Below are 24521 nucleotides of genomic sequence, written 5' to 3'. Positions count from 1 at the left end.
CGTGGGTGGCGCGGCGGCCGGAACCGCGACCGCGCCACCCACGTCGATTCGTCGCGCGCCCGCTCCTCGACGGGGCCTGTCGTCGTCGTGTGCTCCGGCGTCAGGCGCCGGCGGCGCCGTTCGCGTACGACTTCATGAAGTACGTGGCGAAGCCGTTCTGGACCGGATCGCCGGCCTTGTCGATGGCGTGCAGGATGCCGCCGCCACCGGCCCCGTTGAGGCAGACCGTCATCAGGTCGGTGAAGACGACGCCGGGGGTGTCGGGGACCTCGTACGCGCAGTCGGTGTAGATGTCCGCGTTCAGGTTGAAGAAGCAGTAACTGCCGAGGCCCCAGGCGCGGTGGTCCCGCACGTGGTCGCCGACCTTGTAGGCGGCGTACCCGAGGGTGGAACCGTGCCGCCACGCCGTCTGTGTGGGCACGTCGTAGGGGTGCTCGTTCTGGAAGAAGTACGTGCGGCCGTGCTCGCCCTGCCAGAGCACCTCGTACTTCTGGTAGTGCTCGACGAACAGTCCGTACGCGGTGACGCGGTCGCCGTTGACCACGATGCCGCTGTCGGCCGGGTTGACCGTCCAGCCCACGGTGCCGTCGAGTCCGTGGTCGGCGCGCCAGAGCCACAGATGGTCGAGGATCACGTCGTCGCTGTCGATCTGGACGCTGATGCCGGCGCCGCCGGGAATCGCGCCGCCGATCCGGGCCACGATGTCGAACAGTACGGTCGGGTCGCTCTCGTGCCGGCGCCGACCGCGACCGCACCCGTCACCGACCCGCAGCAGGACCGGGGTGTGGTGGGAGGCCGCCTCGAAGAGCAGGCCGGCGAGGGTGACGCCGGGGACGTCGGCGACCTCGATCACGGTGTTGCCGTGCGTGGAGCGCAGGGTGGTCAGGCCGAGGCCGAGGACCACGGTGCCGGGCCGGTTCACGCGCAGCGGTGCGGAGATGTCGTAGATGCCGGGCGTGAACAGGAGGTGCTTGCCGGACGAGAGGGCCCGGTTGATCGTGGCGGCCGAGTCGCCCGGCGTGGCCACATGGAACCGCGCGAGCGGGACGGTGTGTCCCTTGGCCGGGCCGGCGGCCCAGGTGGTGCCGGTGCTGTTGGTGCGCAGGGCGGGCACGAACACCTGGTAGGAGCCGTGGCGGTCCACGGTGAGGAACGGCTTCTCGCGGATCACGGGAGTGCGGTCGACGGTGGTGTATGGCGGGGCGGGGAAGGACTGTGTGGGAGCGCCCTGGGTGCCGACGAAGACCATGTTCCAGTTGGAGCCGTTCCAGCTGCCGAAGGTGTCGTTGCGCGAGAGCCACTGCTGCTGGGAACCGGACTCGACGTACCCGTCGACCACGCTGTCGGCGAGGAAGCCGCCGCTGGACCACCGGTTTCCGGGCGGGCTCGGCCACAGGGTGATGTTGCCCTTGATGTGGACGCGGCGCATCGGCGCGGCCTGGGCGACGGCCCAGCGCTCCAGTCCGTCCGGCGGCACGATGGTCAGGTTCTCCGCGGCGCGCCAGAAGTTCTGGGTGCCGTTGCCCTCGAACCACTGCGCGTCGACGGTGACATGGCCGTTGATCACCACGTCGGAGGGGCTCGCGCCCAGGCCCAGGACGTGGGTGTAGAAGCCGACGTTGATGTCGACGGTGTAGGTGCCCGGCAGGAAGGCCAGCGCGAACCGTTCGTCGCCGAACTGGTTGGACTCCTGGATCGCGAACACGGCGTCGACCTTGGCCTGAATCGACGCGTTGCTCATGGACGGATCGAAGACGATGACGTTCGGGCCGAGCGTGGAGCGCGCACCGCCCGGTCCGCCGCCGGACCCGTGCGAACCGGCGGCGGTCGACGCGAACGCCCGTTCCGAGCAGACGCCGCTGATCAGCGGCACCGATGCAGCGGCCGCCCCGCGCAGCACACTACGACGAGAGGGAATCATGGACACGGCTCTCCCTGCATAGGGTGAATGGGAAGGACCGTCAACTGGTCCCCGTTCTCTGAGAGCGCTCTCAGCCACGAAGTGAATCACCGTCACCGGGGAGCGTCAATGCGCTTGCACCAAAGGGGATTTGACGGATCGTCCGGTGTCGGGCGTGACCGTGAGGAGCGTGTGAGGGCGCTCTTGGCCCGGTGTTCGGGGGCGAGCGGCAGTCGCGCGGGAGGGTCGCGGGTGTGAAGCGGAGCCCTGGGGCGCCGGCGTCGGGTGGTCGCCGTGTGGCCGATGGATGGGCTCGTGGAAGGCGGGAGCGGCGCTCGTGAGCATCGTCCCGGCGAGCGTGGGCGGGCGATGACCTGGGGGGACGAGGCGAGGCTGTCGCCACGGGCGGTCGGTGGCGGTCGGTTCCGTCACCTCGGTGCTCGGCCGGGGGAGCGCGCGGCGTCGGCGCGGCGGGGCGAGGCGCATGCCGTACGCGGTCGCGAAGCGTAGGTGTGCGCGTTTCGCCGGAGGTGGTGTCAGTGGTCGCGAAGCGTGTGTGCGCGTGTCGCGCCGGGGGTGGTGTCAGTGGTCGCGCAGCGTGTGTGCGCGTCTCGCGCCGGAGGTGGTGTCAGTGGTCGCGCGGCGTATGTGCTCGCGTGTTGCGCGGGGGTGGTGTCCGTGGTCGCGGAGCGTGTGCGTGCGTGTCTCGCCAAGGGCGGTATCAGTGGTCGTATCGGCCTCGTCGGGGCGCAACCTCACGGCTGGCGACCGGCGGTCGTCCGGAGGGGCGGGTCGCGAACCTCGTCGTCCGCGTCCCGCCCCGTCCGTTCCACCCGCGTGGCCGGTCAGGCCAGTACGGGATCCAGGAACGTGAGGACGCCCGCGTCCGCGTCGAGCCTGGCGCGGGTGCCGATGGGGAACGTCTGCTGCGGCACGCCGTGGCCGATGTCCGCGCCGACGAGCACGGGGATCCCGAGGTCGCCGAGGCGGTCGAGCAGGAGTTCCTCGACGCGCTCGCGCGTGCCGCAGTCGGTGAAGGTGCCGCAGACGATTCCGGCCGCGCCGTCGAAGTATCCGGCGCGGCGCAGCTGGGTGAGGAACCGGTCGAGCCGGAAGGTCTCCTCGTCCACGTCCTCCAGCAGGACGATGCCGCCACGCGCGGGCAGCGAGGTGCCGGTGCCCAGGGAGCAGGCGAGCAGGGTGACCGTGCCGCCCAGGGTGACGCCCTCCGCGGTGCCGCCGACCAGTGGGCGGGAGCCGGGGAAGCGCAGTTCCTTGACGGACGCCGGGTCGGTGAGCAGTGCGGCGAGCCCGTCGAAGTCGGCGCGGCCGGGGTGGAAGCCGCGGATGGCGGGCATCGGTCCGAACAGCCCCGTCCAGCCCAGTTTCACGGCCACCGCCTCCAGCAGCGCCGTGACGTCGGAGAACCCGATGACGGTGCGCGGGGTGGGCGTGCCGATGGAGTCCCAGTCGACCAGTTCCAGGGTGCGCTGGGCGCCGTAGCCGCCGTTGGCGCAGAAGACGGCGGTGAACGCCGGGTCGGTGAGGGCCGCGGTCAGGTCGCGGGCGCGCAGCGCGTCGTCCCCGGCGAGGTATTCGCCGGTCGCCCGCGCGGAGGCGAACACCTCGGGCTGGAGGCCGAGCCCGCGCAGCGATTCCAGGCCGATCTCCAGGTTCCCCTGGTCGGTCGGTCCGCTGGCGGCGATGACGGCGACACGGTCGCCGGGCTTGGGTGCGGCGGGGCGGACGAGCCCCTCGGAGGGCAGGGTGGGCATCGAGATCCTTGGGGGAGTGAGGGTGGGCGCTGGGCCGAGGCAGGGGTCAGTGGGTTTCCAGGAACGCGGCGATGAGCGCCGCCCGTTCCAGCAGGGAGGACAGGGAGGCGTGTTCGTCCTCGCCGTGGGCGCCGGCGCCGGCGGGTCCGAGGCCGTCGACCGTCGGGATGCCGAGCGCGCCGGTCAGGTTGGTGTCGCCCGCGCCGCCGGAGGAGCCGAGCGGCAGGTCGAGACCCAAGGCGGCGGCGAGCGTGGTCAGTTCGGCCGCCAGGGGGTTGGCCGGGTCCATCGCCCAGGCCGGGCGGTGGGACAGCGTCTCGGCGGACAAGGCGGCCCGCCGCCGCACCGGAGTCGGCTCCAACAGGGCGGTCAGCAGGGCCCGTTCGGTCTCGGCGGTGGCATAGCGCAGGCCGATCTCCGCCTCGGCGTGGTCGGCGACCACATTGGCGCGGGTGCCGCCGGTGATCGTGCCGACGTTCAGCGCGGCGTCGGGGAGGGCGGCGGCCGTCGCCCTCAACCCCGCCAGCTGGTCCACTAGTTCGTCGATGGCGGAGACGCCGAGCGCGGCGTCGAGGCCGGCGTGGGCGCTGACCCCGCGCACGCTCAGCCGCACCCGGGCCACCCCACGCCGGCCGATCTTCAACGCGCCGCCGGGCAGCGGTGGTTCGAGGCCGAGCACCGCGTGGGCGCCCTCGGCGTGCCGGGCCACGAGGCGGCTGCCGTCGGGGCTGCCGATCTCCTCGTCGTTGACCACCACGAGCCGTACCGGTCGCCTCGGCGATGCACCCGTACGGGCCAGCAGGTCCATGGCCAGTTCGACGGCGACCAGGGAGCCCTTCATGTCGAAGACCCCGGGGCCGGTGACCGTGTCGCCGTCCCCGGCGAGCGTGAAGGGGCGCCGGGCGAGCGTCCCGGCCGGGAACACGGTGTCGCCGTGGGCCACGAGCAGCGTATGTCCGTCGCGGGAGCCGCCGTCCGGGGTCCCGCGCCCGTTCCAGTACGCCACCAGGTGGTCGCCGCCCGGTCCCGGCGGGTGCTCGATCCGGTCCGCCGTGGCGGCGAGGCCCGTGGCGAGTTCCTTGCCGAACACGGCCGCACGGTCCGCGTCGCCTGACGGGGTCTCCAACGAGACCAGGCGTTCCCAGCGTTCCAGCACCGGGGCGCCGAACGTGCGGGCCAGGGCGAGGAGTTCGGCGGGCTCAGCCATAGCAGTTCTCCACGGCGGAGGTGACCACCCGGGTCAGCGCGCGGAAGCAGCGGATCGCCTCGTACATCGTCGGCAGCGTGAAGCGCACGGTCAGCGGGTCGGTCTGGACGACCCCGGGGATGTAACTGGCGGCGGGCGCCAGGTGGGCGGCGTCGAAGGACACCTCGTAGGTGTAACCCTCGTCGGGCGGGGCGATCGGGCCGGTGGGGGCGGGCAGCGCGGTGAGGCCCTCGCGGGCGGCCTCGGTGATCCGGGCGGCGCTCACCTCGGGCGGCAGACAGATCGCGGAGTAGCGGTCCACGCAGGTCTTGACCACGGCGTGGGCGGCGTGCGGCGCCCAGCCGCGGGCGTCCTCGCAGCACAGGTCGTCGCCGGTGACCAGCACCACGGGCACGCCGTACTCGTCGGCGAGCAGCGCGTTCATCCGGCCCTCGGAGGCCGGCTCGCCGTTGATCCGTACCGCGGTGATGGTGTTGGGCAGGTAGGTGTGGGCGAGCACGCCCGGCTCACCGGCGCCGGTGTGGTAGCCGACGAAGGCGACCGCGTCGGGGGAGCGGTCGACGCCCTCCATCATGCCGAGCGGCTTGTGCGTGCCGATCAGCAGCGTGGCCCGCTTGTCGAGCTGGTCCAGGAGCAGGTTGCGCTGGTCGGCGTGGGCCTCGTTGACGAGGATCTCGGTGGCGCCCGCCGCGGCGAAACCGGCGATCGCGGCGTTGACGTCGGCGGTGAGGAACCGCCGGTTGTACTCCCAGCGGGCGTGGCCCGGCTCGCAGTCGTCGGGGAAGGTGACGCCGGTGACGCCCTCCATGTCGGCGGAGATCAGGACCTTCATGCTGCCTTCCCCTCAGGGGTGGTGAGACGGGCGCGGGGACGGATGGTCCAGGTGCGCATGGTGTGCAGGCCGAGTCGGCCGAGGTCCACGTCGAGGCCGATGCCGGGCCGGGAGCGGGGCACGGCGACCATGCCGTCCACGGCGCGGATCGGCGGCGTGACGATGTCCCGCCGGTAGTACTTGTCGGAGCCCGAGACGTCCGAGGGCAGGGTGAAGCCGGGCAGCCCGGCGAGCGCCAGGTTCGCGGCCCGCCCGATGCCGAACTCGTGCATCCCGCCGCACCACACCGGCACCCCGGCGTCCAGGCACAGGTCGTGCACCGTCCTCGACGGGCCGAGCCCGCCGAGCCGGGACACCTTGATGTTGACGACGTCGGCCGCGCCCAGGTGCAGCGCGGTGCGCAGCACGTCCGGGGTGGTGATCGCCTCGTCCAGGCACACCGGGGTGTCCAGACGGGCGGCGAGCCGGGCGTGGGAGAGCAGGTCGGTGGCGGCGTACGGCTGCTCGATCATCAGCAGGCCGCGGCCGTCCAACTCCGCCAGCACGGACTCCTGTTCGGGACGGTAGGCGGTGTTGGCGTCCACCTGGAGGGGCACGCCGGGGAAGGCGTCCTGGACGGCGCGGACCGGTTCGAGGTCCCAGCCGGGGCGGATCTTCAGCTTGACGCGGCGGTAGCCGTCGGCGACGTGCCGGGAGACCTGAGCGAGCAGCGCGTCGATCGTCGGCTCGATGCCGAGGCTGACCCCGGCGGGCACCGCGTCGGCGCCGGCGCCGAGCACGTCGGCCAGGGGCTCGCCGCGCCGCTGCCCGTACAGGTCCCAGCAGGCCATGTCGAGGCCGGCGCGGGCGAAGTGGTTGCCGCTCACCTTGGCGGTGAGCCGGGCCGCGTCGTCTGGGTGGTCCCAGGGGCGGCCGAGCAGCATCGGGGCGAGGTGCTCGCCCAGCACCTGCCAGCAGCTCCAGGTGGACTCGTCGCAGTAGTACGGATCGGTCGGCGAGGCGCACTCGCCCCAGCCGACGCTGCCGTCCTCGGCGGTCGCGCGGACGACGATGTGCTCCAGATACGACTTGCGGTGCGAACTGGTCTCGAAGGAGTGGACGAGATCGAGCCGGACCAGCGCAAGCTCGATCTCGGCGAGGGTGACGGTCATGTGGGGTCGTCCTACCGTGCGGGGCCCCGGTCAGGGGCGAGGGGCCGTGCCGGGTGCGGCGGCACGGGGGGTGAAGCGGTACGCGGCGAGGCCGCCCGGCAGCCGTACGCAGGACAGGGCCGTGCGGTCGGCGAGCAGCCGGGCGAACGTGGGGGTGAGGCGGCCGCGCAGCCGGGCGGCGTGCTCCGGGCCGGCCTCGGCGCGCAGCCGGTGCCAGTCGTCGGGCAGGACCACGATCCGGTCGTCGCCTTCCTCGTACACCTGGCCGACGCTCCAGCCGCCCTGCGGCGGAGCGGGAGCGGGCACGGCGGCCCGGGCCGGGGTGTCGAGGTGCCAGGAGACGATGAAGCGGTCGGTGGACTCGCCGGTGGCGGTGCCGAAGCCCGATGCGCCGTACATCGCGGGCTTGAACGCGTCCACCACCGCGCCGAGCACGTCCAGGTTGAAGTGGGCGTTGCGGGTCTGCATCGGGTCGTACGCCCAGCGGATCAGCGTCGTCCCCTCGGCGAGGCAGCGGTCGCGCTGGCCGAGCTTGAGCAGCCGCCCGATGCCGAGGCCCTGGCGCTCGTGCGCCACGACGGCCAGCTGCGAGTACTGGTACAGGCGCGGGCCCTTTCCGTCGGCGCCCCGCTCGCGGGCGAGGAAGCTGTAGGTGAATCCCACCAGCGCCTCGCCCAGATAGGCGCCGACGACCAGACCGCTGTTGTCCTGGAGGGCGGTCAGCAGACGCGGGTTGAGGCTGCCGTCGCCGTGGCGCAGGCCCATGACCCGCTCGTACAGCGCGATGCAGTCGGCCATCTCCAGCGGTCCGTCCACGTCACGTACGACCAGCGGCGGTGCCGGCCGGGCACCGGCCGCGCACCTCGGTGTCGCCGTCGCGTTCACGAGGCGCTCGCGAGGTGGCATGCGGCCCGACCACCCTCCGGCGCCTGCGCCGGGAGGACCGGCAGGGTCCGCCGGTCGCAGCCCGCCTCCGCGCGGCCCGCCGTGTCGAGACCGGCCCACACCGGGCAGCGCGGGTGGAACCGGCAGCCCCCGGGCACGTCCGTCGGGTCCGGCGGCTCGCCCTGGAGCAGCTGCGGCCGCCGCTCACCGCGCCCGCCTTCCGCGGACACCACCGACAGCAGCGCCTTGGTGTACGGGTGCTTCGGCGCGAGCAGGACCTCCTCCACGGTGCCCACCTCGACGATCCGGCCCAGGTACATCACCGCCACCCGGTCGGCGATGTTCCAGGCCAGGCCCAGGTCGTGACTGACCACCAGGGAGGACAGGCCGAGGTCGCGGCGCAGGTCGAGGACGAGCTTGAGGATCTCGCCGCGTACGGAGGCGTCCAGCGAGGCCACCGGTTCGTCGGCCACGATCACCGACGGCTCGAGGGCCAGAGCGCCCGCGATCACCACGCGCTGCTGCTGCCCGCCGGACATCTCGTGCGGGAAGCGCGACAGGAACTGCTCGGGAGGGCGCAGCCCGGCCTTGGACAGGGCGGAGTGCACGCGCTGTTCGAGGCCGTCCTTCATCCGGTGCAGCCGGGGGCCCTCGGCGACCGCGTCGAACACGTTCTGCCGCGGGTTCAGGGCGCCGCCGGGGTCCTGGAGGACGAACTGGACCTGGCGGCGGTGCGCCTTCAGCGCGCCGCTCGTGTAGCGCAGCGGCACGCCGTCGCACAGAACCTCGCCCGACGTGGGCTTGACCAGCCCCGTCAGGGCGCGCGCCAGGGTGGACTTGCCGCAGCCGGACTCGCCGATCAGGGCGAGGATCTCGCCGCGGCCCAGTTCGAGGTCGACGCCGTCCACCGCGCGGGCGGGGCCGCGGCCCGCCCGGGGCGGATAGGTGATGTGCAGGTCGCGGACCTCGAGCGCGGGCGCGGTGGCAGCGTCGGGTCCGGTGACCGTGCCCGTGGTGGTGACGGTCATGAGCGGGCTCCTTCCGCGGAGGGTTCGGGCACGTCTGCCGAGGGTTCGGACACGTCGGAGGTGGGCTCCGCCGGCTCCGGGGAGAGTGCGGATACGTCGGAGGTGGGCTCCGCCGGCTCCGGGGAGAGTGCGGATACGTCGGAGGTGGGCTCCGCCACGTCAGGGGAGGCTTCGGGCGCGTCCGCGGAGACGTCGGGGAAGCCGGGCAGCACCCGCAGGCACGCCGACAGCCGCTCGGGAGCGGCCGGCACAAGGCGTACGGGCGTGCTCTCGCAGACCTCGTGGACGTCCGGGCAGCGCGCCGCGAACGGGCAGCCGGTGCCGAGGGCGGCCGGATCGGGCGGGTCGCCCGGCAGACCGGCCGGCGCCCTGCGGGAGGCCGGGTCGCCGATGGTGGGGAAGGCGCGGGACAGCGCCCGGGTGTAGGGGTGCCGGGGGTCGTCCAGGAGCTGCCGGGACGGGCCGGACTCGACCAGTTCACCGGCGTACATCACGGCCAGCCGGTCGCACATCTGGCCGAGGACGGACAGATCGTGGCTGATCATGATGACGCCGATGCCCTCGTCGCGCACGAGATCCGACAGCAGGTCCAGGATCTGGGCCTGCACCATCACGTCCAGGGCCGTCGTCGGCTCGTCCGCGATGATCAGGTTCGGGCGGCAGGCCAGCGCCATCGCGATCATGACGCGCTGGCGCTGGCCGCCGGAGAACTCGTGCGGATAGCTGCGCATCCGGCGCGCCGGTACGCCCACCGACTCCAGCAGCTCGCCCGCGCGGGCGCGGGCCTGCCTCTCGGTGATCCGGCCGCCGTCCTCGCCGGCCCTGCGGCCGTGCAGCAGGATCGGCTCGACGAGCTGGTCGCCGATGGTGTGCACCGGGTTGAGCGCGGTCATCGCACCCTGGAAGACCACGGAGGCCTCCGCCCAGCGCACCGCGCGCATCCGGCTCCACTTGGCGGTGAGCAGGTCCTCGCCCTGGTAGAGCACCTGGCCGGTGACCTCGGCGGCGGCGGGCAGCAGCCGCAGCAGGCTCATCGCCAGCGTGGACTTGCCCGAGCCGGACTCGCCGGCCAGCCCGAGCGTCTGCCCGGCGTCCAGGGTGAGGTCCACCCCGCGCACGGCGGGCACCGTGCGCCCGCCGCTGCGATACGTGACCTTGAGGTCCTTGACCTCCAGCATCGCGTTCAACGTGTCTTCACCGACCTCGGGTTGAGAAGGGTCTCCACGGCGCGGCCGGTCAGGGTGAAGCCGAGGACGACGATCAGGATGGCGATGCCCGGCGGGTACAGATACCACCAGGCGCCGGAGGTGACGGCGCCGCCGCTGAGCGCCGAGTTGAGCATCGCGCCCCAGGAGATGCCCGTCGGGTCGCCCAGACCGAGGAAGGTCAGGGTCGCCTCGGACAGGATCGCCGAGGCCACCGTCAGCGTGGAGGAGACGAGGATCAGCGGGGTGACGTTCGGCAGGACGTGCCGCAGCATCACCTGCGGTCCGCCCGCGCCCAGCGCCCTGGCCCGCTCGATGAAGGGCTTGGCCTCCACCGCGAGGGTCTGCGCCCGCACCAGACGGGCCGTGGACGACCAACTGGTGACCGCGATGGCGATGGTGATGGACGCGGTGCCCTGCCCGATCACCGCCGACAGCGAGATGGCCAGCGGCAGGCTGGGCAGGGCGATGAACCAGTCGGTGAGGTGCATCAGCGCCTTGCCGATCCAGCCGCCGTAGTGCCCGGCGACCAGGCCGACCGCGCTGCCCAGCACCACGGTCAGCACCGTCGCCATCAGACCGATGGACAGCGAGGAGCGCGCTCCCCAGATGACCAGCAGGAGGATGGAGCGTCCCTCCTGGTCCGTGCCGAGCGGGTAGCCGCCGGTCGGGGAGTGCAGGGAGGGCCCGTCGACCTTGATGACGTCGAGGTCGTTGTCCGAGATGAACAGCGGCGCGCAGACGGCCAGGAGGCCGAACACGACCAGGATGCCGAGGCCGGCCACGCCGGATCGGATGCGGACGAAGGAGCGGACGAAGCCGGCGAATCCGTCGCGGCGCCGGGCCGCTGCCGCCGGGACGGCCGGTGCGAGCGGCGGCGCGGGGTCGGCCCCCGCCCGCGGCGGGGAGACGGCCTCGGTGAGGGGTTCGTGGTGGGTCACTGGGCACGCACCCGGGGGTCGAGGAAGCGGTAGATCACGTCGGCGAGGAGGTTCATGAGGATCACCGACGCGCTGAAGACGATGAACGTGCCCTGGAGCAACGGCAGATCGGGCACCTTCAGGGCCTGGTAGCTGAGCTGGCCGAGGCCCGGCCAGGAGTACACGGTCTCCACGGTGATGGCACCGCCGAGCACGGTGCCCAGGTGCATGAAGATCATGGTGACCGAGGGCAGCAGGGCGTTGGGCACCGCGTGCCTGCGCCGTACGTCGTCGTCACGCAGGCCCTTGGCCCGCGCCGTGAGCAGATACGGGCTGCCCAGCTCGTCGATGATCGACGAGCGCATGACGGCGACGTACTGGGCGAAGATCACCAGGACCATGGTCAGACAGGGCAGGACCAGGTGCTTGGCCACGTCCAGCACGTGGTCGAGGCCACCCGTGATCGCCGGGTCGCTCATCCCGCCCGCGGGCAGGAAGCCGGGGATCGGGCCGATACCGACGCTGAAGGTGATCAGCAGGATCATGCCCAGCCAGAAGGTCGGCACCGACCACAGTGTCAGGGAGGCGCCGGTGGCGATGCGGTCCAGCCAACTCCCGTGCTTCCAGCCGGATCTGATGCCCAGCCAGAGACCGAGCACCACCGAGATGGCGGTGGCCGTGCCCATCAGCAGCAGGGTCGGCCACAACCGGTCGCCGATGAGGGAGCTGACCGGCTGCTGGAACTCCCAGGAGTTCCCCAGGTGGCCGCTCAGGGTGTCGGTGACGAAGTGGAAGAAGCGTTCGGGCACCGACTGGTCCAGGCCGAGCTGCTTGCGCAGCTGTGCCATCTGCGCGTCGCTGGTGGGGCGGCCGCGGGTGATGGACTGCACCGGGTCGGCCGGCATCAGGCTGAACAGCACGAACCCGATGACGAGGGTGGCCAGGAAGCTGACGGCCGCGGCCACCAGCTTCGTGGCGAGGTAGCGGGCGAATCCGGAGCCGGGCCGGCGCCCGCCGCGCGAGGCGGCGGGCTCGGCCGTGACGGCGCCGATGGCGTCGATGGTGTCGGCCACGGTCTACTCGCGGTCGTCGGAGGAGGAGCGGCGGCGTGCCAGGAACACGCCGCCCGCGGCGAGGACGACCACCGCGGCGGCCGAAGCGCCGATCAGCGTCCCGGAGTTGCCGCCCGAGGACGAGGACGCGGACTTGGCGGGGGTCGCGTTCAGGTACTGGTGGAAGGAGTCCTGCGCGGGGTAGGCGCCGGCGGAGTTCGCCGTGCCGTCCACGATGCCGCTCACGCGGTCGGTGCGGTACGCGGCCAGGCCACTGGCGTTGTAGATCATGATGTTCTCGTTGGCCTTGTACAGGATGGCCTGCATCTGCCGCAGCAGATCCGCCCGCTCCTTGTCGTCGAAGGCGCTCTGCTGACGCAGGAACAGGTTGTCGTAGTCCTTGTCGCAGAAGAACGAGTCCGTGCTGCCGCCCTCGCCCTTGCTGTCGGGCAGCGCCGAGCAGGTCTGGATGCCCAGCAGATACGTCGGGTCGGGGCCGGTGGACCAGGAGTCCATCAGGATGTCCCAGTCGCCCTTGGCCAGGTCGGCGTTGAGCTTGGCCGAACTCATCGACTGGATGTCGACCTTGACGCCGATCTCCTTGAACCAGCCCGCGAGGTACGTGGACACCTTGGCGTCACCGTCGTCGTCGGAGTGGATGCCCAGGCGGAACTCCAGCTTGCGCTTCGACTTCGGGTCGACCCGGACACCGTCCGAGCCCTTCTTGTAACCCGCCTCGTCCAGAACGGCGTTGGCCTTGGCCGGGTCGTAGCCGAACTTCTCGGCGTCGGAGGGCTGCCAGGCGTACTGCGGCAGGGACTGCGGCAGATAGCTGCCACCGACCTCCGCCAGGCCGTTGCGGACCTTCTTCACGATGGTCGCCCGGTCGATGGCGCGGGCCAGCGCCTCACGGACCTTGATGTCGCCGAGCGCCGGGTGACCGGTGCCGATCTTCTTGCCGTCGCGGGTGCGGGCGCCGCCGTTGACCTCGATGCCGCTCCAGCGGTTGCCGACCTGCTCGTACGCCTTGACGCCGGACTGGCCCTTGAGGGCCTGGTACTGGATGGGGTTGAGACCGCTGACGTAGTCCAGCTGCCCCGAGCGCAGGGCCGCCACGGCGGCGTCCGTGTTCTTGAAGGACTGCTCGATCATGTGGCCGTACTTGGGCGCGCCGAGCAGGAAGTCCTTGTTCGCGTCGAACTTGGCGTACTGCTCGGGCTTGTAGTCCGTCAGTGTCCAGGGGCCGTAACCGACGATCGGGAAGCTGTCGTTCTTGTAGCTCTTGAGGTCCTTCACGTGGGATTCCCAGATGTGCTTCGGCACGATCGGGATGCCCGAGACCGGGATGCTGACCGACAGCATCGTGGCCTGCGGCTTCTTGGTCTTCACGACCAGGGTGGTGTCGTCCGGCGCGGTGACCGAGGCGAAGTTGCTCACCAGGGAGCCGTTGGCGGTGGCCGCCGTGGAGTTGCTCATGATCAGGTTGAACGTCCAGGCGGCGTCCTCGGCCGTGATCGGCTTGCCGTCGCTCCACTTCAGACCCTTGTGGATCTTGAAGGTCCAGGTGAGCTTGTCGCTGGACGTCGTCCAGGAGTCCGCCAGGTACGGCTTGACGGTGCCGTCCTGCTGCACCGTGTCCAGCGCCGGGTAGATGCCGGCGAACACGTCCAGGCTGCCCGCGAAGTAGGCCAGGAACGGGTTCAGGGAGTCGATGCCGATGCCGGTGATCGGCATGCGGAGCGTGTTGCCGGCGTCGGCGGCCACGGCGGTCGGCGCGAAGGCGAGGCCCGCTCCGGTACCGAGCAGCAGGGACGTGGCCAGCGCGGCGGCCTTGCGGCCGATTCTGTGCACAGGGGCGGACGTGGTCATCGTGGGCTTCTCCTGAGGTGCCGGCGGCGCGGGGCCGCGAGGGGGCGGGGATGGGGCGAGGCCGCCGCGCCGCGGGCCCGGGGGCGGGCCGTACGGCGCGATGGTGAATGCATGTTGCACCTATTGGTCTATGCATTGGTGTGTGCATTGGTTCGTGCATTGGTGCGTGCATGCATATGGACATGCGTGCGGTTCTACGGTGGGGCTCTGGTGGGCGGAGGGGCCGGTGCGCGGAACCGTGGCCGGTTCGCGCGCGGTTCAGCGGCGGTGCGGGGCCCTCATCGCCCGGTGTTCCGGGGCCCGGCTCCGCCGGTGCGCTCCGCGTTCCGGGGCCTGGCGCCGCCGGTGCGCAGGAAGTCCTCCAGCACCCGTACGCCGAACTCCAGGCTGCTGACGAGGACTTGCTCGTCGACGCCGTGCACGTACCGCCACGCGTCGAAGCCGGGCGGGGTCAGGCCGGGGCCGAACCCGTAGCACTGGATGCCCAGTCGGGCGAACGCCTTGGCGTCGGTGCCGCCCGACATGATGAACGGCAGCACCAGTGCCTCGGGATCGGCGCGGCGCAGCGCCGCCGCCATCTCCTCGAACTCGGCCGAGGTGTGGTCGGCGAAGACCGGCGCCGCGAAGCTGTGGAAGGACCGCGAGACCTTCTCGCCGAGCAGGGCGTCCACCGTCGCGAAGAAGTCCTCCTCCGCGCCCGGCAGGATCCGGCCGTCCACCCCGGCCGTCGCCTCGCTCGGAATGACGTTGTGCTTGTAACCCGCCTTCATCATGGTCGGGTTGAGCGTGTTGGCGACGGTGGCCTCGACGAGCTTGGCCGCCTCGCCCAGCTGCGCGAGGGACGCGGGGTCCGCCGGGTCGACCGTGACGCCCAGGCGCTCGGAGAGTCCGTCGAGCAGCGCGGCCACCGCCGGCACGATCCGCACCGGCCAGCGGTGAGCGGACAGCGCGGAGAGGGTGGCCGCCAGGGTGGCGACGGCGTTGTCCGTGCCGGGCCGGGAGCCGTGGCCCGCCGCGCCGCGTGCCGTCAGGTCCATCCAGGCGCTGCCGCGCTCGCCGACGGCGATCGGGTAGAGCCGGGAGGCGTCCGGCAGATGGACCGAGTAGCCGCCGGACTCGCCGATGGCGGTGGTGACGCCCTCGAAGAGGTCCGCGTGCCGGTCGACGAGGAAGCCCGCCCCCAGCTCGCCGGTGTCCTCCTCGTCCGCGACGAACGCCATCACGATGTCGCGCGCCGGCCTCACCCCGCGGCGCGCCCAGGACCGGGCGGCCGCCAGCATCATCGCGTCCATGTCCTTCATGTCCAGCGCCCCGCGACCGAGGATCACGCCGTCGCGTATCTCCCCGCAGAACGGGTCGAAGCTCCAGTCGGCGGGCTCGGCCGGAACCACGTCGAGATGGCCGTGGACCAGCAGCGCCGGGGCTTCGCGGTCCTCTCCGGGGATGCGGACCACGGTGCTGGCCCGGCCCGGCGCCGATTCCAGCACGACCGGCTCGTAGCCGGACTCGGCGAGCAGCGCGGCGGTCCATTCGGCCGCCTCCCGCTCACCGCGGGAGTCGCCTCCGCCGTAATTGCTGGTGTCGAAACGGATCAACCGGGCGCACATCTCGGTGACTTCGGAGATCAGCGCGGAGTCCTCGGCGGGGGAGAGCGCGCCGCCGTCCTGGTAGAGGGAGGGGTCGTTCATGAAGAGGTACCACTTGCTTTCCCGGCGGCAGGACGCGAGGACGGGGCCTCTGCCGTCGATGGCTCAGCGAGACGGACTCGCGGAAACGGGGAACAGGCGGGACGGAGAAGAGAGGGGAGCGGTCACCACGCGGGCGGATGCTCGTCCCCGGGTGCGGCGGGTAAGCCGGACGGGTCCGTTGTGCGGGGCCCGGGAAGCCCGGCGGCGGGCTCCGGGAGATCCGGCGCGCCCTCCGCCCCGCCGGCCGCGGCGGACCGCGCCTGGCCCAGGCCGTAGCTGCCCAGGGAGCGGAAGAGCTCCGCCCGGCGCCGGTTGCGCCGGGCCGCCCCCTTGGCCCCGGCGGCGGCCAGCGCCGCCAGCACATGGGCCGCCGCCGCCACCGCGGTCGGCGAGTGGTGCGGCGACTCGCTGCGGGTGTCCACCGCAAGGACGTGCGTGGCGAAGGAACAGACCGGACTGGTGTAGCTGTCGGTCAACGCGATGACCGAGGCGCCCAGTGCGTGGAACTCCCGGGCCACGTCCACGGTCAGCCGGCTGTAGTTGCGGAAGCTGAACACGACCAGGACGTCGTCCGGGTGGGCGTCGGCGATCGCGTTGACCGCCGCGCCCGTTGCCGGCTGCACCAGGAACACGTCCCGCATGCTGCTGGTGAGGTCGCTGGTCAGCAGCGACGCGTACCCGGCCGACTTCAGGTCGCCGAGCACCCACCGCCGCCGCGCCCGCAACAGGGCCGCGGCCGCCAGCTCCAGGGCGCCGTTGGCCTGGAGATCGGCCAGCGTGCGACGGAGGTTGCCCTCCTCCGCGGTGATCATCCGGCGCAGCGCCGACCGCTCCCGCGGCTCGGACTCCGGATCGCGGCTGGTGAACCGCAGATCCGGCTCGGCCAGGCGCAGGCCGCTTTCCCGGGCCGCGAGGAGACGCAGGTCGTCGGTGGAGGCGACCCCCGCCGCCGCGAGCAGCCCGTCGAGGTCCGCGGCGCTCGCGTCGGCCGCCCGCAGCAGTTGGCCGGGGCGGCGCTCCAGAGAGGCCGGGTAGTCCTCCGCCAGCACCTCGAACAGGCGCTGCGCGGTGGGGCCGCACAGTTCGGCCGCGGCACGCAGCAGTTCGAGGGTCGGCGTAGGCGCCAGAGGACCGGTCATTGCTCACCCCTCCCACTCAGGGCAGCCCACACCCGGGAATCCGGGTGGTGAACTGCACCTCTGCTGACAGTTAAACGGCGGCGTCAGATTGCTTGATCTAAGCGATGCGTGAGTCTTACTGTCGCCGCATGACCTCGTCAAGAGCCACCGGCGCGGAAAACTCTTCGGCCGATCCCCCCGCCTCGCGGCAGAACTCACGTCCCGCCGCGGACGGTTCCGCACGGCCCGACGACGAATCGGGCAACGGGGCGGGGACGACCGGCCCCACGGAAACGGGTGCGGTCGCGCAGCCCGAGAACGCGGACACCGGCCGGGGCGCACGGCCCGGCAGCGCGGACTCGGGTCCGGGCGGGCCACCCGACCGCGCAGGCACGGATCGAGCCGCGGAGCCCGACAACGCCGGCAAGGATCGAGCCGCGCAGTCCGACAACGCCGGCACGGGGCGAGCGGCGCCGCCCGTCCCCGCGGGCACCGGTGGGGGCGCACCGCCTGAACGGGTCGACACCGGCGACGTACTCGCCGCCTCCGTCGCCCGTGTCCGCCGTGCCGCCGGGCTCACCCTGAGCGCGGTGGCGACCCGGGCCGGCGTCTCACCGGCCTACGTCTCGCAGATGGAGTCCGGCGCCGCCAACCCCACGGTCCGCACCCTCTGCCAGATCGCCGACGCCCTCGGCTCCACCCCCGCCGAACTCCTCGGCGGCACAGGACAGGTCACCGCCGCGGCCGCCCCCGCGTTCCCGCCGCGTTTCGCCCCGGCACCGCTGCTCGCGCAGGCCGACGGACACCACGGCATCTGGGACCTCACGGCCCCCGGCGCGAGCCGGATCGGAGCCCGGCTGCTCCACGCCGACCTCGGCGACCACGACCACCCGACAGCGCACTCCGGCGAGGAGTTCGCGCTCGTCCTCGCCGGCTCCTGCCGGGTCTCGGTCGGCGGCGTCGTACGGCTGCTGCGCCGCGCCGACAGCTGCCACTTCGCCGCCACCGACGAACACCACTTCACCGACCCCAGCGACGACCTGCTGATGCTGGTCGTCCTCACCGAGGAGTGAGCCCGTGACCACCGCCGCATCCCTGTCCGCCCCCGCAGGGACCCAACTGCCCGACGGACTGGCCCCGGCGGCCTCCCCGGAAACCGCGCCCGAGGTGTGGCCCCTGACCGCCAGGACGGTCGAGGGCCGGCTGCACGTGGGCGGCGTCGCCCTGGACGACCTGGCCGAGGCCGTGGGTACCGCGCTGTACGTGGTGGACGAGGCCGACTTCCGCCATCGCGCCAGGAGTTGGAGCGCATCCGGCGCGGATCGGGTCCACTACGCCTCCAAGGCGTTCCTGTGCGCCGAGATGGTCCGCTGGGTCGACTCCGAGGGACTGCACCTGGACGTGTGCAGCGGAGGTGAGCTCCGGATGGCCGCCGACACCGGCTTCGACCCCGCCCGGATCGTCTTCCACGGCAACAACAAGTCCGTCGCGGAACTGGAGGCCGCCGTCGCGCACGGCGTCGGCGTCGTGGTCGTCGACTGCCTGGAGGAGATCGACCGGCTCGCCACCGCCGCCGCGGCGGCCGGCCGTGTCCAGGACGTGTACGTCCGTATCGCCCCCGGTGTGGCGGCCGAGACCCACGACTACATGGCCACCGGCGGCGACGACGTCAAGTTCGGCTTCCCGGTCCGGGGCGGCCACGCCGAACGCGCCGTCCTCGCCGTCGCCGACCGCCCCGCCCTGCGGCTGGCCGGTGTGCACTCCCACATAGGCTCACAGATCACCGCGACCGAGGGGCTGACCCTCGCCGCCGAACGGGTCGGCGCCTTCGTCGCCGCGCTCGCCGAACGGCACGGCATCACCGTCGACGAGATCGACCTCGGCGGCGGCGCCGGAATCCCCTACCTGCCTGGCCAACCGCGCCTGGAACCGGCCGAGTTCACCGCCGCGCTGCGCGCCGGACTGGCCCGGGCGCTGCCCGGGTCGCCGGTCCGCCTCGCCGTCGAACCCGGCCGCTCGATGATCGGCACCGCCGGAGTGACGCTCTACCGCGTGGGTGCGGTCAAGGACGGGCTGCGCCGCCGCTTCGTCTCCGTCGACGGCGGCATGAGCGACGCCCTGCGGCCCTCCCTCTACCTGGCCCGCTACACCGCGTGGACCGCGAACCGGACCGCCGGGGGCGAACCCGTGCACGCCGCCGTCGTCGGCCGGCACTGCGAGAGCGGGGACGTCGTCGTGCCCGACATCGCCCTGCCGAACGACATCGCCGCCGGGGACCTCCTCGCGGTCCCCGCCACCGGCGCCTACCACCACGCCATGGCCAGCAACTACAACGCGCAGCCCCGGCCCGCGGTCGTCGCCGTGCGCGACGGCCGGGCTCGCCTCATGGTCCGCCGGGAGACCCCGGAGGACCTGCGCCGCCGCGACGCCCATGGCGAGCCGGTGCAGTTGACCGCCGGGTGACCCCGGCGGGGCTCCCGTGTCCCGGGGCCCGCCGCCTTTCCTCCGGATCCGGGCACGCCTGTCGCTCACGTGGAGCGCGTACGGCTTCTGCGGGCACCGCCGGGGTCGGCACACCGACCCCGGCCCCGGGGCGGGTCGACACACCGGCCCGGCCTCAGGGCCTTCCCCGCAGGACCCCAGGGACCTCCCTCAGGGCCGGCCTCAGGGAGCTTCCCCCAGGGACCTTGCTCAGGGAGCTTCCCCAGGGGCCGGTGACCGGATCCACGGTCTCCGCCCACGGCAGTCCGGCGCCCCGCACCGACGGCCTCCGCCCCGGCAACCGAAGCCCGCACGCACCACCTCCCCCAAGCAGCCAGAAGCCCGCGCCCGCCCCGCCGCCCAACTTCCCTTCCCGTACTCGGAGTCACCCCATGTCCACCGAGCCCCACCTGCCCTACGGCACCTGGCCGTCCCCGATCACCGCCGAAGCGGTCGCCGACGCCTCCGGATCCACCTCCTGGCCCTCCGGGGCCGGCGAGGAGAACTGGTGGTGCGCCTCCGACCCGGCCACCGCGACCGTACGGCTGCTGCGCAACGCCCCCGGCCACGAGGACCCCGTCCAGGTGCTCGCCCCCGGCGTCTCCGTACGCAACCGCTCCCTCGGCTACGGCGGCAAGCCCTACTGGGTGCGCGCCGCCGACTCGCCCACAGGCAACCACCTGCTGGTCTTCACCGACCACCGCGACCAGCGGTTGTACGGCGCCGAGGTACCCCGTCTCGGGGTCGCCGAGGACGACGCGTTCCCGGTGCCCGTGCCGCTCACCCCGGCCGACCCGCCCGACCGGGAGACCTGCTGGGCCGACCCGGTGACCGGACCGGACGGGACCGAGGTGTGGTGCGTACGGGAGACCACCCGCGCCGCCACGGGAGAGCACGACGCCGACCCGGCACCCCGCACCGTTCGCGAGATCGTCGCCGTACCGCTGTCCGGTGCCGCCGCCGACGACCCCGGCGCGCTGCGCGTGGTGGCCCGCTCGCACCACTTCCTCTGCGGGCACCGGCTCTCCCCGGACGGCGGGAGGCTCACCTGGATCGGCTGGGACCACCCCCATATGCCGTGGGACAGCTCGGAGTTGATGGTCGCCGAGCTGCACGACGGCGTCGCCGGCGAGCCGGTCCGGCTGCTCGGCGGCAGCCACGAAGGTGCCGAGGTCTCCGTCTCCCAGGCCGCGTGGGCGGGTCCCGACACGCTCTACGCCATGGCGGACCCGGACGGCTGGTGGAACCTGCACCGCGTCGACCTGGCCACCGGCCGGCCGACACCCACGGCGATCACCAACGTCCTTCCCCTCCAGGAGGATTGCGCCGGCCCGGTCTGGCGCGTCGGCGCGAGCTGGTTCGCGGTGACGCCGTACGGGGTGGTGCTGCCGCACGGCAACGGCCCGCAGCGGCTGTCCCGTTGGTCGCCCGAGGACGGCGCACTGACCGAACTCGCCCACGGCTGGAGCAGCTTCGCGGGCGACCTCTGGTCGGACGGCGAACGGATCCTGGTCCGCGCCGCCGACCCGGCCCTCGGCTCCGCCCTGCTGTCGGTGCCCCTGGCCCCCGGCTCCGGCCCGGCCCGCCGTGCCAGGCCCAAGTCCGAGGACCCGCTGGCCCCTTGGCAGCCCCGGCCCGAGCGCCGCACCGTCCACGACGCGCAGGGCCGCCCCGTCCACTTCGTGCTGCACCGGCCCACTCACCCCACCGCCACCGCGGCCGAGGGCGAACTGCCGCCCCTGCTGGTGCAGGTCCACGGCGGCCCGACGAGTTCCACCGGGGTCACCGCCGACCTGGAGTACTCCTTCTTCACCAGCCGCGGCTTCACCGTCGCCGACGTCGACTACGGCGGCTCCACCGGCTACGGCAGGGCGTACCGCGACCGGCTGCGCGGCCAGTGGGGAACGGTGGACGTCGACGACTGTGTCACCGTCGCCCGCGCCCTGGCCGTCGAGGGCCTGGCGGATCCCGCCCGTACGGCCGTGCGGGGCGGCTCGGCCGGCGGCTGGACCACCCTGGCCTGTCTGGCCCACACCGATGTCTTCTGCGCGGGCACGGTCCTCTACCCGATCAGCGACCCGGCACGATGGCGGGCCGGGCAGACCCACGACTTCGAGTCCCGCTACGTCGACACCCTCGTCGGCGTCCTCCCTCGGGACCAGGCCCTGTTCGACAAGATCTCACCCGCCGCGAACGCCGACCGCATCACCGTGCCGCTGGTGATGCTCCAGGGCGCGGACGATTTCATCTGCCGCCCGGACCAGGCCACCTGCATCGTGGACAGCCTGGCGGAACAAGGTGTGTGGCACCGCTTCCTGCTCTTCGAGGGCGAGGGACACGGCTTCCGCCGCGCCGACAGCGTCCGCCGCTCCCTGCTGGCCGAAGTCGCCCTCTACCGCGAGGTCCTCGGCGCCCACATCGCCCCCGACGTCCTCCTGGACGCCGACGCCCTGTGAAGCCGGAGCTCCGGCCTGCGGTGGCACCGGCGGCTCGCGGGCGGCGGGGAGCCCCCGATGTCGGGGCAAAGGCCTCTGTCGCCGCGGACGGCCGGGATCAGACCGCCAGGCGGCGGATCGCGACGACGGCCGCGTCGTCGCCGAGGTGGCCGTCCACGTGGAGCAGCAGGTCGTCCTGGAGGCGGCGCAGGAGTTCGTCGGGGTCGTCCTTCGTCCATCGCGGCGCCCGTTCGGCGAAGGGGTAGAAGAGCCCCTCGCCGTCGCGGGCCTCGATGACGCCGTCCGTGTAGAGCAGCAGGAGGTCGCCGACCTCGAACGGGAAGGTCTGGACGTCGTAGGCGGCGACGCCGAAGGCCCCGCCGAAGCCGATCGGGAGGTGGCTCGCGTCGGCCGTGAGAGGGGTGAGTTCATTCCCGCGCAGGAGGAGCGGGGGCGGGTGGCCGCAGGTGATGAGGTGGACGACCGGTTCGTGGTCGGGGATGTCGAGCAGGATGGCGGTGGCGAAGTCCTCGTTGGTGTCCTGTTCCGTCGGCGATCGCCACTGGCTGGTGTCCCAGCGGAACGCGGCGTCCAGGTGGACGGCGAGACGCGGAAGGGTGGCCTGCCGATGGGCGGCCGCGCGGAAGGCGCCGAGGAGCAGGGCGGAGTTGCTGATCGCGGCCAGGCCGTTGCCGCGCACGTCACCGATGAGGAGCCGGGTGCTGTGGTGGATGGTCCGGGCGGCCGCGTACAGGTCTCCGCCCAGGTCGGCCTCCTCCTCGGCGGGAATGTACAGGCCGGCGATCCGCAGCGGGCCCGCCCGCGTGGGCAACGGCCGCAACAGCACGCTCTGCGCCGCCGCGGCCACCGACCGCACCCGGAGCAACTGCCGCTCGCTCCGGTCCCGCACCACGCAGATGGTGACGCAGACGACGGAGACGATGATCAGGGCGGCGATCTGGGCCATGACGTTGGCGGTGGCCAGGACTCCTCTGAGCGCGCCGATCAGCACCTGGGCCGCCACCGCGAGCGCTCCCATCAGCGCGGTGACGCGCGCACCGGCGAACGCCACCGTGAGCGCGGGCGCCGCCACGAGGAGCGGGCCCAGGTGGATGTGCGGCGGGGACAGGACATCCACCACACAGACCGTGACGATCAGCACCAACGGGATCACCAGCAGTGCGGGCGCGTGACCCGGCCGCCAGGAACGCCGCAAGTCCAGCTGTGCTCGAAGGGCCATGTCCCAAGCCTTCCGCTTACTTCCCCCGGCCGAGCAGGGGCGGTCGCCGGAGCGGGCGGGTCGTTCCCGACATCCTGGGCCACAAATAAGGCATTCCGGAACTTTACTCGAACTCTCCGTACGGGACCGACGGCGCGGACCAGCTCTCGCTGATCATTTTCGTGGCCGGGATCTGCGCCAGGGTGATCGGCACCGACGGTTCGCGGCAGGCGTTCCTGTGGTTCGTGGCGGGGCGGGCGTGCTGCGCGTACGTCACCGCGGCCTTCGCCGAGCCGCGCCCGACGTGCGCGGTCCTGGCGCTCGCGCTCGCGTGGCGCCTGGGCGCCTCGGCCTTCATGCGGCTGAACACCTTCGTATGGGCGTTCGCCGCGACCTGTCCGAGCGTCGTGTACGGCACTCTGCGCTGAGGCAGACTGCCCGGGTGAAGTCGATCCTGCGTGCCGCCGGTGAACTGCTGGATGTCGAGCTGTCCGGCCCGGTCGACCTGGGAGGCAGCTCGCGCAGCACCGTACTGCGGTGTGCGACGGCGGGTGGCGGCAGTGTGATCGTCAAGGCGTTCACCAACGAGCCGGAGTCCCTGCGCGCCTTCACGGCCGAGGCCGCCGGGCTCTCCCTCGGGATCGCCGGGCCCAAGGTTCTGGGCGTGGATCCCGAGGTTCCCCTGCTGGTCATGGCCGACCTCGGGACGGCCCCCACTCTGGCGGACGTCCTGCTCGGGAACGATCCGGTGGTCGCGGAAAGCGCGTTGCTGGCCTGGGCCCGCGGGCTCGGGAGGCTGGCCGCCGCCTCCGTGCACCGCCGTGCCGATCTCACGCGGCTGTGGTCCCGGTACGACAAGGGCCTGTTGTCCTGGGGGGACGAGCCGTGGATCGCGCAGAGGGCCACCGATCTGCTCGCGCTGCTCGACGGGGCCGGGATCGCGGTCCCGCCGGGTTTGGGCGAGGAGTTGGCCGGGATCGGTACGGCAGGTGGGGACGAGTACCCGGCCTTCACCCCGGGTGACACCTGTCCCGACAACAACTTGCTCACCCCTGAGGGGCTGAGGCTCATCGACTTCGAAGCGGCCTGCTACCAGTCGGTGTTCCTGACGGCCGCGTACTGCCGGATGCCCTTCTCCAGCTGCTGGTGCGTCTTCACGCTGCCGGCCGGAATGGCCGCGGAGATCGAGCAGGCGTATCGCGCGGAGGTCGTCGGTGTGTACCCGGCCCTCGCCGAGGACGAGGTGTGGCAGGCCGGAATGCGGCAGGCCACAGCCGTATGGACGGTGGACGCGACGGTGAGGCTGCTGCCCCGCAGCGTGGAGGACGCGCCGCTGCACCGGACCCGACGTCCCGTCCCGACGCGGCGTCAAGTCCTGCGGCACCGCTGGGAGATGGCCGGCACGCTGGAGGAGTTCCCCGCGTTCGCGCGGACGATGAGGGCGCTGCTGCGTGAGGTCGCCGGAGGCTGGGAGGTTGCTCCGCTGCCGGGGTATCCGGCCTTCGCGGACTGAGGGCCGAGCCGGCCGTCCGTCTCGGGCCGGACCGTCGAGGCCAGGGTCCTGGCCCGGCACCCGCCCGGGCCGATGTCGAGCCGAACCCGGGCGGATGTCGAGCCGAACCCGGGCGGATGTCGAGCCGGTCCCGGGCCGATGGTGAGCCGGTCCCGGCCGTTCCGAGCCGGGCGCAGGCCGGTGGCATGCGGCCGACGGGGGTGATATACGCTCCACCTCCCGATCATCAGATCGTCTGGCGAA

The 24521-nt window shown here is 72.7% G+C and carries 19 protein-coding genes; 5 read left to right on the top strand and 14 right to left on the bottom strand.

The genetic code is table 11. The features are described from left to right. Nucleotides 1–100: 100 nt before the first annotated feature. The 13 genes from WJM95_RS02390 to WJM95_RS02330 form a co-directional block, all read right to left on the bottom strand. Entirely contained in the window at nt 101–1921 is a 1821-nt protein-coding gene (locus tag WJM95_RS02390; protein ID WP_339127775.1) for an adenylyl cyclase, read from the bottom strand. An 824-nt stretch (nt 1922–2745) separates the two neighbouring features. After that, nucleotides 2746–3675: an LD-carboxypeptidase gene (locus WJM95_RS02385; protein WP_339127774.1), complete on the bottom strand. Its 930-nt coding sequence runs from the start codon at nt 3673–3675 to the stop codon at nt 2746–2748. 46 nt (nt 3676–3721) lie between these two features. Beyond that, complete coding sequence (locus WJM95_RS02380; RefSeq protein WP_339127773.1) at nt 3722–4882, bottom strand: M20/M25/M40 family metallo-hydrolase; 1161 nt, start codon at nt 4880–4882, stop codon at nt 3722–3724. Beyond that, nucleotides 4875–5714: a M55 family metallopeptidase gene (locus WJM95_RS02375; RefSeq protein ID WP_339127772.1), complete on the bottom strand. Its 840-nt coding sequence runs from the start codon at nt 5712–5714 to the stop codon at nt 4875–4877. Before WJM95_RS02375 ends, WJM95_RS02380 begins: the two co-directional genes overlap by 8 nt. Beyond that, nucleotides 5711–6865 carry an o-succinylbenzoate synthase gene (gene menC, locus WJM95_RS02370; RefSeq protein ID WP_339127771.1) on the bottom strand — a complete coding sequence of 385 codons (1155 nt, stop codon included), beginning with the start codon at nt 6863–6865 and terminating at the stop codon, nt 5711–5713. Before menC ends, WJM95_RS02375 begins: the two co-directional genes overlap by 4 nt. 30 nt (nt 6866–6895) lie before the next feature. Next, the gene (locus tag WJM95_RS02365) at nt 6896–7771 is read right to left on the bottom strand and encodes a hypothetical protein (RefSeq protein WP_339127770.1); all 876 of its coding nucleotides are present in this window, start codon (nt 7769–7771) and stop codon (nt 6896–6898) included. Further along, nucleotides 7747–8778, bottom strand: a complete 1032-nt coding sequence (locus WJM95_RS02360; protein WP_339127769.1) for an ABC transporter ATP-binding protein — start codon at nt 8776–8778, stop codon at nt 7747–7749. The genes WJM95_RS02365 and WJM95_RS02360 overlap by 25 nt, the downstream gene beginning before the upstream one ends. Next, the gene (locus tag WJM95_RS02355) at nt 8775–9956 is read right to left on the bottom strand and encodes an oligopeptide/dipeptide ABC transporter ATP-binding protein (protein ID WP_339127768.1); all 1182 of its coding nucleotides are present in this window, start codon (nt 9954–9956) and stop codon (nt 8775–8777) included. The genes WJM95_RS02360 and WJM95_RS02355 overlap by 4 nt, the downstream gene beginning before the upstream one ends. Before the next feature lie 5 nt (nt 9957–9961). Beyond that, nucleotides 9962–10924, bottom strand: a complete 963-nt coding sequence (locus tag WJM95_RS02350; protein WP_339127767.1) for an ABC transporter permease — start codon at nt 10922–10924, stop codon at nt 9962–9964. After that, on the bottom strand, nt 10921–11976 hold the full coding sequence (locus WJM95_RS02345; protein WP_339127766.1) for an ABC transporter permease: 1056 nt from the start codon (nt 11974–11976) through the stop codon (nt 10921–10923). The genes WJM95_RS02350 and WJM95_RS02345 overlap by 4 nt, the downstream gene beginning before the upstream one ends. A 3-nt stretch (nt 11977–11979) precedes the next feature. Then, the gene (locus tag WJM95_RS02340) at nt 11980–13824 is read right to left on the bottom strand and encodes an ABC transporter substrate-binding protein (RefSeq protein ID WP_339127765.1); all 1845 of its coding nucleotides are present in this window, start codon (nt 13822–13824) and stop codon (nt 11980–11982) included. A gap of 278 nt (nt 13825–14102) precedes the next feature. Then, entirely contained in the window at nt 14103–15512 is a 1410-nt protein-coding gene (locus WJM95_RS02335) for a M20/M25/M40 family metallo-hydrolase (RefSeq protein WP_339127764.1), read from the bottom strand. Between the two features lie 122 nt (nt 15513–15634). After that, the gene (locus WJM95_RS02330; RefSeq protein WP_339127763.1) at nt 15635–16651 is read right to left on the bottom strand and encodes an SIS domain-containing protein; all 1017 of its coding nucleotides are present in this window, start codon (nt 16649–16651) and stop codon (nt 15635–15637) included. 128 nt (nt 16652–16779) lie between these two features. Between WJM95_RS02330 and WJM95_RS02325 the strand changes: the two genes are divergently transcribed. The 3 genes from WJM95_RS02325 to WJM95_RS02315 all read left to right on the top strand — a co-directional run bounded on the left by WJM95_RS02325 (nt 16780) and on the right by WJM95_RS02315 (nt 21567). Continuing rightward, complete coding sequence (locus WJM95_RS02325) at nt 16780–17703, top strand: helix-turn-helix domain-containing protein (protein ID WP_339127762.1); 924 nt, start codon at nt 16780–16782, stop codon at nt 17701–17703. Nucleotides 17704–17707: 4 nt separating this feature from the next. Continuing rightward, nucleotides 17708–19093, top strand: a complete 1386-nt coding sequence (lysA, locus tag WJM95_RS02320; protein WP_339127761.1) for a diaminopimelate decarboxylase — start codon at nt 17708–17710, stop codon at nt 19091–19093. A 410-nt stretch (nt 19094–19503) separates the two neighbouring features. Next, nucleotides 19504–21567: a prolyl oligopeptidase family serine peptidase gene (locus WJM95_RS02315; protein ID WP_339127760.1), complete on the top strand. Its 2064-nt coding sequence runs from the start codon at nt 19504–19506 to the stop codon at nt 21565–21567. A gap of 97 nt (nt 21568–21664) precedes the next feature. On the opposite strand, the gene WJM95_RS02310 is transcribed toward WJM95_RS02315, so the two are convergent. Beyond that, on the bottom strand, nt 21665–22786 hold the full coding sequence (locus WJM95_RS02310; RefSeq protein WP_339127759.1) for a PP2C family protein-serine/threonine phosphatase: 1122 nt from the start codon (nt 22784–22786) through the stop codon (nt 21665–21667). A gap of 161 nt (nt 22787–22947) precedes the next feature. Between WJM95_RS02310 and WJM95_RS02305 the strand changes: the two genes are divergently transcribed. Beyond that, nucleotides 22948–23193 carry a hypothetical protein gene (locus WJM95_RS02305; RefSeq protein ID WP_339127758.1) on the top strand — a complete coding sequence of 82 codons (246 nt, stop codon included), beginning with the start codon at nt 22948–22950 and terminating at the stop codon, nt 23191–23193. Nucleotides 23194–23207: 14 nt separating this feature from the next. Then, a complete protein-coding gene (locus tag WJM95_RS02300) occupies nt 23208–24278 on the top strand; it encodes a hypothetical protein (RefSeq protein ID WP_339127757.1) in 1071 nt (356 codons plus the stop codon). The last annotated feature ends 243 nt before the right edge of the window (nt 24279–24521 follow it).

The sequence above is a fragment of the Streptomyces sp. f51 genome (assembly GCF_037940415.1).
GTDB lineage: Bacteria > Actinomycetota > Actinomycetes > Streptomycetales > Streptomycetaceae > Streptomyces.
This window is presented reverse-complemented; position numbering and strand designations above follow the sequence as displayed.